This is a genomic window from Kineococcus rugosus (assembly GCF_050871975.1).
Lineage (GTDB): Bacteria > Actinomycetota > Actinomycetes > Actinomycetales > Kineococcaceae > Kineococcus.
On the sequence record NZ_JBJLSJ010000048.1, the window covers coordinates 20913 to 31062 of the forward strand.

Below are 10150 nucleotides of genomic sequence, written 5' to 3' on the forward strand. Positions count from 1 at the left end.
GCACCGACGGCTCCCTCACCGACGGCTGCCGCCGACCTGCCCCACCCGACCCCTGGAGGACGCTCGTGCCTGACGAACCCCGCGTGGTGCTGACCGGTGCGGCCGGCAAGCTGGGCCGCATCGTGCTGCGCGACCTGCTCGACCACGGCTACCGGGTGCTGGCCCTGGACCAGGTGGCCCCGCCCGGGCTGACCGAGGGCGACGCCGCGCAGTTCGTGCGGATCGACCTGACCGACCACGGCGCCGTGACCGAGGCGGTGGCCGGGCGCACCGAGGAGCGCGGCGGGCCCTTCGCCGGGGTCGTGCACCTGGGGGCGATCCCCGCTCCGGGGCTGGCGCCGAACGGCGTGACGTTCCGGAACAACGCGACGGCGACGTGGAACGTGTTCGACGCCGCCCGGGCCGCCGGGGTGCGCAACGTCGTGTGGGCCTCCAGCGAGACGGTGCTCGGCCTGCCCTTCGAGGCCGCTCCCCCGCCGTACGCGCCGCTGGACGAGGAGTACCCCGTCCGGCCGGAGTCGACGTACTCGCTGGTGAAGTCCCTCGAGGAGGAGATGGCCCGGCACTTCTGCCGGTGGGAGCCGTCGCTGACGATGACGGGCCTGCGGTTCTCGAACGTCATGCACGTCGAGGACTACGCGCGGTTCCCGTCCTTCGACCGCGACCCGGCGCTGCGGAAGTGGAACCTGTGGGGCTACGTCGACGCCCGGGACGGCGCCCAGGCGGTGCGGCTGGCGCTGCAGCGGCGGGAGCCGGGGGCCGAGGTGTGCATCGTGGCGAACGCGGACACGGTGATGTCGCGGTCCTCGGCCGAGTTGATGGCCGAGGTGTTCCCGGGGGTCGAGGTGCGCCGGGAGCTGGGCGAGCACGAGACCCTGCTGTCGATCGACAAGGCGCGGCGGTTGCTGGGGTACGAGCCGCGGCACTCCTGGCGCGACCACGTCTGAGGCGGCGCCGGCCCCGGGTCAGACCTCGCGGGCCAGGGCCGTCGCGGCGAACTTCGCGTCCGGGTCGAGCACGTCGAGCAGCTTCACCATGATGGCGTCGAGCTCGGCGAGGTCGGCCCGGGCGAGGGGGTCGAAGACGAGGGCGCGGACGCGCTCGACGTGCCCGGGGGCGCAGGCCACGACCTTGTCGTAGCCGGCGTCGGTGAGGATCGCGACCTGGCCGCGGCCGTCGCAGGGGCTCTTCTCCCGGCGGACCCAGCCGTCCTTCTCCAGCCGCGACACGACGTGGGAGATGCGGGAGGGGCTGGCGTTGGAGCGGGCGCCGAGCTCGCTCATGCGCAGGCTGCGCGTGGGTTCCTCGGACAGCATGGCGAGGGTCAGGTAGGCGGTCTTGGTGAGGTCGGCGTCCCGCTGCAGCTGCGCGTCGAGCGCGGCGGGCAGGAGTTCCATCAGGGCGCTCAGCCGCAACCAGACCCGCCGCTCGTCGGCGTCGAGCCAGCGGGGCGTCTCGTCGGTCATCGGGACAGGGTACCAGGTAGTTGTCGATTAAACGACATGACGCTGCGTGGTCACCCGGTCAGGAAGTCCGAGAACTCCTCGACGGACGCCACCACCACGCACCCCGCGCGCAGCTCCGGCGGCAGGTGCACCAGCAACCCGGCGTCGGGGACGGCCACCGGCCCGGACTCCAGGACGAGCGCGGCACCCGCGGCCCGGGCGAGGTCGAGGAGCGTCCCCCGCCACCGCTGCCCCTCGATCTCGACCAGCAGCGACTCCAGCGGGTCGTCCGACCCGTCCCAGCCGTACACGTCCAGCGCGTCGTCCTCGTCCCCCACCCGCAGGAACGAGTGCTGCCGGTCGCGCTCGGTCGCGACCGGCTCCAGGACCGCGCGGACGGCCGCGGGGTCCAGCCGGACCTCGCCCCCGTCCGCGTACCGGGTCAGGAAGACGTCGAGGCTCACCGGTGCCGCGCGACCTCGTACAGGGCGATGCCCGCCGCGACACCCGCGTTCAGCGACTCCACCGCCCCGGCCATCGGGATGCTCACGACCTGGTCGCACGTCTCGCGCACCAGCCGGGACAACCCGGCGCCCTCGGCGCCCACGACGACGACGATCGGGCCGTCGGCCAGCTGCAGGTCCGGCAGGTCCACGTCGCCCTCGGCGTCCAGGCCGACCACGAACAACCCGGCCTTCTGGTACTCCTCGATGGCGCGGGTCAGGTTCGTCGCCCGCGCGACCGGCACGCGCGCGGCCGCACCGGCCGACGTCTTCCACGCCGAGGCGGTCATCCCCGCCGCCCGCCGCTCGGGCACCACGACCCCGTGCCCGCCGAAGGCCCCCACCGAGCGCACGACCGCACCGAGGTTGCGCGGGTCGGTCACCCCGTCCAGCGCCACGACCAGCGCCGGGCGGCCGGAGTCGGCGGCCGCGTCGAGCAGGTCCATCGGGTGCTTGTAGGCGTACGGCGGCACGCTCGCCGCGACGCCCTGGTGCACCGCGTTCTCGGTGAACTTGTCGAGGTCCTGCCGGGACGCCTCCAGCAGCGGGATCCCCCGGTTGCCGGCCGCCGCCAGGATCTCCTTCACGCGCTCGTCGGCGTCGATGCGCGAGGCCACGTAGATGCCCGTGATGGGCAGCTCGGCCCGCAGCGCCTCGACGATGGAGTTCCGGCCGGCGATCCACTCCGTCTCACCGGACGCCTTGCGCCGCACCGGCGGGCGGGCGCCCGGGCGGGCGTTCGCGGTCGCCGAGCGGTGGGCGGCCTTCTTGGCCGCCTTCGCCGCCGGGTGGTAGGGGCGGTCGCTCGCCTTCGGCGTCGGCCCCTTGCCCTCCAGGCTCCGGCGGTTCTTCCCGCCGCTGCCGCCGGTCGGACCCTTCTTGCCCTTGCTGACCGCGCCGCGGCGCTGGGAGTTGCCTGCCACTACTGCTCACCTTCCAGGACCCACCGTGCGCCGGTGGGCGTGTCTTCGATCACGATGCCCGCGGACTTCAGGGAGTCGCGCACCGCGTCCGCGGTGGCGAAGTCCCTGGCGGCGCGGGCGGCCGCGCGGTCCTCCAGCCGGGCGCGCACCAGCACGTCCAGCGCGGCGCGGGAGCCGTCGGCCCCCGCCGCCTGCGACACCCAGGGGTGCGCGAACGGGTCCAGCCCCAGGACGTCGAGCCCGCCGCGGACCGCGCCCAGCGCCGTGCGCAGCGCCCCGTCGTCCCCGGAGGCGAGCGCGGAGTTGCCCGCCCGCACGGTGTCGTGCAGGACGGCCAGCGCCGCCGGCGTCGCCAGGTCGTCGTCCATCGCCTGCGCGAACCGGTCCGGGACCGCGCCGGGCTCACCCGGCCCGCCGAGGCGCTCGGCGGCCCGGCGGACGAAACCCTCCAGCCGCGAGTACGCCGCCTCGGACTCCGCCAGGGAGTTCTCGGAGAACTCCAGGTGCGTCCGGTAGTGCCCCGAGACGAGGTAGTAGCGCAGCACCACGGCCCGGTGGCTGCGCAGCAGGTGCGGGATGCCCAGGACGTTGCCGAGCGACTTGCTCATCTTCTCGCCCGACATCGTCACGAAGTAGTTGTGCAGCCAGAAGTTCGCGAAGTCCCCGCCAGCGGCGCGCGACTGCGCCTGCTCGTTCTCGTGGTGCGGGAAGCGCAGGTCCAGGCCGCCGCCGTGGACGTCGAACCGCGGCCCGAGGTAGCGGCCGGCCATCGCCGAGCACTCCAGGTGCCAGCCCGGGCGGCCCCGGCCCCACGGGGTGTCCCAGGAGGCCGTCGCCGGCTCGGCCGGCTTCGCCCCCTTCCACAGCGCGAAGTCGCGCGGGTCGCGCTTGCCGCGCGGGTCGGCGTCGGTGGCCGGTTCCATGTCGTCGAGCCGCTGGTGGGTCAGCTCGCCGTACGCCGGCCACGAGCGGACGTCGAAGTAGACGTCGCCGGAACCGTCGGCCGCGGGGTAGGCGTGGCCCCGCTCGACCAGCCGGGCGATGAGCTCGACCATCTCCGGGACGTGCCCGGTGGCGCGCGGCTCGACGGTCGCGGGCAGGACGCCGAGGGCGTCGTACGCGGCGGAGAACTCGCGCTCGAAGCGGTAGGCGTGGGCCCACCACTCCACCCCCGCCTCGGCGGCCTTGGCGAGGATCTTGTCGTCGATGTCGGTGACGTTGCGCACCATCGTCACGCGCAGCCCGGACCGCTCCAGCCAGCGGCGCAGCACGTCGAAGACGACCTGGGCGCGGACGTGGCCGAGGTGGGGCGACCCCTGCGGCGTCGCGCCGCAGACGTAGATGCCGACCTGCCCGGGGACGAGCGGCGCGAACTCGCGCACCGCGCCGGCGGCGCTGTCGTGCAGGTGGAGGGTCACGGTCTCCAGGCTACCGGGGCGCGCCCGGTGTCCGGGTCCGTCGCTAGGGTCGTCCCCATGGCCTGGACCGTTCCCGGAGTGATCTCGCGCGCCAAGGGCGCCCCCGTCGAGACCGTCGACATCGTGGTGCCCGCACCGGTCGCCGGTGAGGTCGTCGTCGACGTCGCCGCCTGCGGGGTGTGCCACACCGACCTGCACTACCGCGAGGGCGGCATCAACGACGACTACCCCTTCCTGCTCGGCCACGAGGCCGCCGGCACCGTCGCCCAGGTCGGCGAGGGCGTCACGAACGTCGCCGTCGGCGACACCGTCGTCCTGAACTGGCGCGCGGTGTGCGGGCAGTGCCGGGCCTGCAAGCGCGGCCGCCCGCAGTACTGCTTCGCCACCCACAACGCCACGCAGAAGATGACGCTGACCGACGGCACCCCCCTGTCCCCGGCCCTCGGCATCGGCGCCTTCACCCCCAAGACGCTCGTCGCCGCCGGGCAGGCCACCAGGGTCGACGCCGGGATCGACCCGGCCGTCGCGGGCCTGCTGGGCTGCGGCGTCATGGCCGGCATCGGCGCGGCGGTCAACACCGCGCCCGTGCAGCGCGGCGACACCGTCGCCGTCATCGGCTGCGGCGGCGTCGGCTGCGCGGCCGTGGCCGGAGCCGTCCTGGCCGGGGCGCGGCGGGTGATCGCCGTCGACCTCGACGACAAGAAGCTCGCCTGGGCGGAGCAGCTGGGCGCCACCCACACGGTCAACTCGCGCGGGCTGTCCGAGGACGAGGTCGTCACGGCCGTGCAGGAGCTCACCGACTCCTTCGGCGCCGACGTCGTCATCGACGCCGTCGGGCGCCCCGAGACCTGGCGGCAGGCGTTCTACGCCCGCGACCTGGCCGGCACCGTCGTCCTGGTCGGCGTCCCCACCCCGGACATGCAGCTGCAGGTCCCGCTGCTGGACGTCTTCGGCCGCGGCGGGGCGCTGAAGTCGTCCTGGTACGGCGACTGCCTGCCCGAGCGCGACTTCCCGCAGCTGCTGGAGCTGCACGCGGACGGCCGGCTGCCGCTGGACGCGTTCGTCTCCGAGCGCATCGGCCTCGGCGACGTGGAGGAGGCGTTCGCCACCATGAAGAACGGCGACGTCCTGCGCTCGGTCGTGGTCCTGTGAGCGCCCGGGTCGAGCACCTCGTCACCTCCGGCACGTTCTCCCTGGACGGGCAGACCTTCGACGTCGACAACAACGTCTGGATCGTCGGCGACGACGAGCAGGTCGTCGTGGTCGACGCCCCGCACGACGTCGACGCCATCGCCGCCGCGATCGGCGGGCGCCGGCTGCTGGCCGTGGTGTGCACCCACGCCCACGACGACCACGTCCGCCGCGCCCCCGACCTGGCCCGGCGCTTCAGCTCCCCCGGGCACGAGGTGCCGGTCCTGCTGCACCCCGCCGACCGGGAGGTGTGGGAGCTGACCCACCCGGGCGTGCCCACGACGGACCTGGCCCACGGCGAGGTCGTCACGGTGGCCGGGACCGACCTGCACGTCCTGCACACCCCCGGGCACACCCCCGGCGCGGTCTGCCTGTACGCGCCGGAGCTGGCGACGGTCTTCACCGGCGACACGCTGTTCGCGGGGGGCCCCGGCGCGACGGGGCGGTCCTTCTCCAGCTTCCCCACGATCGTCGACTCGATCCGCGACGTGCTGTTCCAGCTGCCGGCGGACACCCGCGTGCACACCGGCCACGGCCAGGACACGACGATCGGGGACGAGAGCCCGCACCTGCAGGAGTGGGTCGACCGGGGGCACTGACCGCGCCGGCGCCGCGGGGTGCCGGGTCACCCGATCGCTGAGAGCATCCTCAGCGTGAGTGATCAGCCGGACACCCCGCCCACCGCCGCGCCACGCGGCCCCCGTGAACGCCCGACCCGCGTGGTGGAGCGCGGTGTCACCGAGGCGTCCCGCTGGGCGCTGCGGCTGCTCGTGCTCGGCGCCGGCATCGCCGGGCTGCTGTGGCTGCTGGGCAAGGGGTGGTCCCTCGTCCTGCCGCTGCTGCTGGCGATCCTGCTCAGCGCCATCCTGTGGCCCCTGACGCGGGTGCTGCGCGCGGTGCTGCCCCGCTCGCTCGCGGCACTGGTCTCGATCCTGCTGCTCATCACCGTGGTGGTCGGCATCTTCGCCGCCCTCATCCCCAACGTGGCCGGTCAGGCCGGGGAGGTCGCGGACTCCGCCGTCGAGGGCCTGGACCGCGTCCAGGTCTGGATCGCCGGCCCGCCGCTGAACCTGGGCGACGACGAGATCGGCAACCTGGTCAACCAGGGCATCAGCGAGCTGCAGAACAACGCCCAGTCCATCGCGCTCAGCGTGGTGGGGGGCGTCGGGTCCGTCGGGGCGACCGTCGGCTCCGGGCTCATCACCTTCCTGCTGGTGCTCGTCCTGGCCTTCTTCTGCCTCTCCGACGGCGACCGGCTCGTGCCGTGGTCGCGGCGCTGGATGAGCGCGGAGGCGCACCGGCACACGGTCGCCCTGGGGGGGCGGATCTGGGCCGCCATCCACGGCTACATCATGTCCCAGGCCGCCGTCGCGCTGGTCGACGCCGTGTTCATCGGCGTCGGGCTGGCCATCGTGGGGGTGCCGTTCGCGCTGCCGCTGGCCGTGACGATCTTCTTCGCCGCCTTCATCCCGATCGTCGGCGCCGTGGCCACCGGGGCCCTGGCCGTCCTCGTGGCGCTCGTGACGCTGGGGTGGGTGCAGGCGCTGATCGTCCTGGGCATCGTGCTGCTCGTGCAGCAGCTGGAGGGCAACGTGCTGCAGCCGCTGCTCGTCGGGCGCTCGCTGGCCCTGCACCCGGCGGTGGTCATCGGGTCGGTGACGATCGGCGGCACCCTGTTCGGCATCACCGGCGCCCTGCTGGCCGTCCCGGTCGCGGCGATCGTGACGGTGGTCCTGCGCTACGTCCACCACGAGCTCGTCCCCGACGAGCCGGAGAACCCGCAGGTGAAGGACACCAACAAGCGCCGGCGCCGGGTCGCCACGCCGGAGCAGGCACCCGCGGCGGCGACGGCCGAGACCCGGGAGGACTGAGCGCCGCCCCCGCGGCACCGGGGGACCCGGTGCCGCGGGGGCGCGGTGTCAGCGGGCGACGACGAGGGCGGTCGCCACGGCGGCGATGCCCTCCCCGCGGCCGGTGAGGCCGAGCCCGTCCGTCGTCGTGCCGGCCACCGACACCGGCGCGCCCACGGCGGCGCTCAACGCGTCCTGCGCCTCGGCGCGCCGGCGGCCGACCTTGGGGCGGTTGCCGATGACCTGCACCGAGACGTTGCCGATCTCGAACCCGGCCGCCCGGACCAGGCGGGCCGCCTCGGTGAGCAGCCGCACCCCCGAGGCGCCGGCGAGCTCGGGCCGGGAGGTGCCGAAGTGGGCTCCGAGGTCCCCGATCCCCGCGGCGGCGAACAGCGCGTCGCAGCAGGCGTGGGCGGCGACGTCGCCGTCGGAGTGCCCCTGCGGCCCGGAGTCCTCCTCGGGCCACAGCAGGCCCGCGACCCAGCAGGGCCGCCCGGGTGCCAGGGGGTGGACGTCGACGCCGGTCCCGACGCGGGGCAGCGGGTTCACGGGGCGACCTCCCGGTCGAGCAGGGCTTCGGCCAGCAGCAGGTCCAGCGGGCGGGTGACCTTGAAGGCGCGCTCGTCGCCCGGCACGGTCACGACGGGGTGCCCGAGCGCCTCGAGCATCCCGGCGTCGTCGGTGACGGACGCGCCCGGCGGTGCGGCGGCGTGGACGGCCCGCAGCACGGGCGCGGAGAACCCCTGCGGGGTCTGCACGGCAGCGAGCTCGCTGCGGTCGACGGTCTCCACGACCCGCTCCCCCGCCACGCGCTTGACCGTGTCGGAGACCGGGACGACGGGCACGACCCCGGGCGCTCCGGCGCGCACCGCGGCCACCACGGCGGCGAAGACGGGCGCGGGGGTGAGGCAGCGGGCGGCGTCGTGCACGAGCACGACGTCCACGTCCTCGGGCAGCGCGGCCAGACCGGCCCGGACGGAGTCCTGCCGTTCGGCTCCCCCCGGGACGACCACCGCGTCGGCGACCACGGGCGCGAGCAGCTCGCGGACCTCGTCGCACGCACCTGCGGGCGCGACCACGACCACGACGTCGACGACGCCGGAGGCCGTGGCGCGCCGCAGGGCGTGCACGAGCAGCGGGACCCCCGCCAGGGGAACGAGAGCCTTGGGGCGGTCGGCCCCGAGGCGGTCGCCCCGGCCGGCGGCCGGGACGACGAGCGCGGACCTCAGGAGGCCAGGACCTCGTCCAGCAGCGACTCGGCCTTGTCCTCGTTCGTGTTCTCGGCGAGCGCGAGCTCGGAGACGAGGATCTGCCGCGCCTTGGCGAGCATGCGCTTCTCGCCGGCCGACAGCCCGCGGTCCTGGTCGCGGCGCCACAGGTCGCGCACGACCTCGGCGACCTTGACGACGTCGCCGGAGGCGAGCTTCTCGAGGTTGGCCTTGTAGCGGCGCGACCAGTTGGTCGGCTCCTCCGCGTACGGGGTGCGCAGCACCGAGAAGACGCGGTCGAGCCCCTCGCGCCCCACGACGTCGCGGACGCCGACCAGGTCCACGTTGTCCGCCGGCACCTCGATGGTGAGGTCGCCCTGGGCGACCTTCAGCACGAGGTACAGCTTGTCCTCACCCTTGATGGTGCGGGTCTTGATCTCTTCGATCAGTGCTGCCCCGTGGTGGGGGTAGACGACCGTTTCGCCGACCGTGAAAGCCATAGAAGGTGACCCCTTTCCCTGCACCCAGGTTACCACGGGAGTGACGCCCGGAACAGTCCCGCTCGGAGCGTTTGCGCAGGTCAGAGGCTCGTCGGGTCGTCCCCGGGGCTTGACAGCGGCGGATCCGCGTGCTGCGCAGCACCTCCCGGGGGTGGCGGACGGTGACCGGAGGTCCACCCACCGCGGTGGCGTGTGCTGCGTCCGGGTCGTGACGAGACCGTGATCAGCACGTGATCGGGGCGCCGGGCTCCGCTGCGAACCCGACTACGACTGCCGGTAGTCTGAACGCGTGAAGCTCCGCACCCGTTCCCTCGTCCGTGGTGGGTGGACAAGTTCTGCGCGCCGCCGGTCCGCCCTGGCGGTCGTGACCGCAGCCGCCACCCTCGGGGTCGCGGGCTGCTCGGTCTTCTCCCCGCCGACCGTCCTGAAGCCCTACGAGCCCAGCGACGGTGCCGGGGCGTCCCTCGGCGGCGTCGACATCCGCAACGTCCTGCTCGTCTCCAGCGGCGTGGACGAGCCCGGGGTGCTGTCCGCGGTCCTGGTGAACTCCTCCTTCGAGCCCGTCGACGTCTCCGTCTCGGTCGACGTGGCCGCCGGGTCGGCCTCGGCCCAGACCTTCAGCCTCCCCGAGAACTCCTCCCTGCACATCGGGGACCTCGGCGCCGCCGCCCCCGACGGGCCGGCCGTGACCGCCGACGACGCCGCGACCACCGACCAGACCGCCTGGCTGCAGGTGCCGCAGGTGCCCGTGGTCCCCGGCCAGACCGTGCCCGTGACCTTCACGGTCGGCGGGCAGGAGGCCTCGGTCGACGCGCAGGTCATGCTGCCGTGCTTCGAGTACGCCGCCATCACCCCGACCGTCCCCGCGGCCACCCCGTCCGAGGAGCCGACCGCGACGAGCACCGTCACCGCGGCCGCGGCCCCGACGCCCACCTCCACCGTCACCTGCGGTCCGCAGGGCGACGAGGAGGGCACCGAGCAGGGCGCCGAAGAGGGCGGCGAGGAGGACTGACGAGCACCCGGCTCCCCGCCGGACGACGTGAGGGGGGGGGCGCGCCGGGGGCCCCCCCCACGGGGGACACCGCGAGCCGGGCTCTCGGCGGGGACGATTG

The 10150-nt window shown here is 74.5% G+C and carries 12 protein-coding genes; 5 read left to right on the top strand and 7 right to left on the bottom strand.

From position 1 onward, the window contains the following. Positions 1-65 precede the first annotated feature (65 nt). Positions 66-947 (top strand): NAD-dependent epimerase/dehydratase family protein, encoded by an 882-nt coding sequence (locus ACRYM6_RS20955; RefSeq protein WP_432544826.1) that lies wholly within the window; start codon positions 66-68, stop codon positions 945-947. A gap of 18 nt (positions 948-965) precedes the next feature. Here ACRYM6_RS20955 and ACRYM6_RS20960 read toward each other — a convergent pair whose 3' ends face one another. From ACRYM6_RS20960 to cysS, 4 genes are read right to left on the bottom strand one after another with little or no spacing between them, the layout of a single operon-like run. Then, positions 966-1466 (bottom strand): MarR family winged helix-turn-helix transcriptional regulator, encoded by a 501-nt coding sequence (locus ACRYM6_RS20960; protein ID WP_432544827.1) that lies wholly within the window; start codon positions 1464-1466, stop codon positions 966-968. Between the two features lie 50 nt (positions 1467-1516). Further along, positions 1517-1909 (bottom strand): hypothetical protein, encoded by a 393-nt coding sequence (locus tag ACRYM6_RS20965; RefSeq protein WP_432544828.1) that lies wholly within the window; start codon positions 1907-1909, stop codon positions 1517-1519. Further along, on the bottom strand, positions 1906-2871 hold the full coding sequence (rlmB, locus tag ACRYM6_RS20970) for a 23S rRNA (guanosine(2251)-2'-O)-methyltransferase RlmB (protein ID WP_432544829.1): 966 nt from the start codon (positions 2869-2871) through the stop codon (positions 1906-1908). Before rlmB ends, ACRYM6_RS20965 begins: the two co-directional genes overlap by 4 nt. After that, positions 2871-4289, bottom strand: a complete 1419-nt coding sequence (gene cysS, locus ACRYM6_RS20975; protein WP_432544830.1) for a cysteine--tRNA ligase — start codon at positions 4287-4289, stop codon at positions 2871-2873. Before cysS ends, rlmB begins: the two co-directional genes overlap by 1 nt. A gap of 57 nt (positions 4290-4346) precedes the next feature. On the opposite strand from cysS, the gene ACRYM6_RS20980 reads away from it, so the two are divergent. The 3 genes from ACRYM6_RS20980 to ACRYM6_RS20990 are packed head-to-tail and all read left to right on the top strand — an operon-like array spanning position 4347 to position 7351. Further along, positions 4347-5441, top strand: a complete 1095-nt coding sequence (locus ACRYM6_RS20980; RefSeq protein ID WP_432544831.1) for an S-(hydroxymethyl)mycothiol dehydrogenase — start codon at positions 4347-4349, stop codon at positions 5439-5441. After that, positions 5438-6079 (top strand): MBL fold metallo-hydrolase, encoded by a 642-nt coding sequence (locus ACRYM6_RS20985; RefSeq protein ID WP_432544832.1) that lies wholly within the window; start codon positions 5438-5440, stop codon positions 6077-6079. The genes ACRYM6_RS20980 and ACRYM6_RS20985 overlap by 4 nt, the downstream gene beginning before the upstream one ends. Before the next feature lie 54 nt (positions 6080-6133). After that, a complete protein-coding gene (locus ACRYM6_RS20990; protein WP_432544833.1) occupies positions 6134-7351 on the top strand; it encodes an AI-2E family transporter in 1218 nt (405 codons plus the stop codon). 48 nt (positions 7352-7399) lie between these two features. Here the strand turns inward: ACRYM6_RS20990 and ispF are convergent, their stop codons facing one another. The 3 genes from ispF to ACRYM6_RS21005 are packed head-to-tail and all read right to left on the bottom strand — an operon-like array spanning position 7400 to position 9038. Continuing rightward, a complete protein-coding gene (ispF, locus tag ACRYM6_RS20995; protein ID WP_432544834.1) occupies positions 7400-7879 on the bottom strand; it encodes a 2-C-methyl-D-erythritol 2,4-cyclodiphosphate synthase in 480 nt (159 codons plus the stop codon). Next, positions 7876-8559: a 2-C-methyl-D-erythritol 4-phosphate cytidylyltransferase gene (ispD, locus tag ACRYM6_RS21000; RefSeq protein WP_432544836.1), complete on the bottom strand. Its 684-nt coding sequence runs from the start codon at positions 8557-8559 to the stop codon at positions 7876-7878. Before ispD ends, ispF begins: the two co-directional genes overlap by 4 nt. After that, positions 8556-9038 carry a CarD family transcriptional regulator gene (locus ACRYM6_RS21005; RefSeq protein WP_012084764.1) on the bottom strand — a complete coding sequence of 161 codons (483 nt, stop codon included), beginning with the start codon at positions 9036-9038 and terminating at the stop codon, positions 8556-8558. The genes ispD and ACRYM6_RS21005 overlap by 4 nt, the downstream gene beginning before the upstream one ends. Before the next feature lie 364 nt (positions 9039-9402). On the opposite strand from ACRYM6_RS21005, the gene ACRYM6_RS21010 reads away from it, so the two are divergent. Continuing rightward, on the top strand, positions 9403-10050 hold the full coding sequence (locus ACRYM6_RS21010) for a hypothetical protein (RefSeq protein WP_432544835.1): 648 nt from the start codon (positions 9403-9405) through the stop codon (positions 10048-10050). The last annotated feature ends 100 nt before the right edge of the window (positions 10051-10150 follow it).

Bases quoted from the DNA above. Each gene is read 5' to 3' on its own strand.
- ACRYM6_RS20960 (WP_432544827.1), bottom strand. From the start codon at position 1,466: ATGACCGACGAGACGCCCCGCTGGCTCGACGCCGACGAGCGGCGGGTC.
- ACRYM6_RS20980 (WP_432544831.1), top strand. From the start codon at position 4,347: ATGGCCTGGACCGTTCCCGGAGTGATCTCGCGCGCCAAGGGCGCCCCC.
- ACRYM6_RS21005 (WP_012084764.1), bottom strand. From the start codon at position 9,038: ATGGCTTTCACGGTCGGCGAAACGGTCGTCTACCCCCACCACGGGGCA.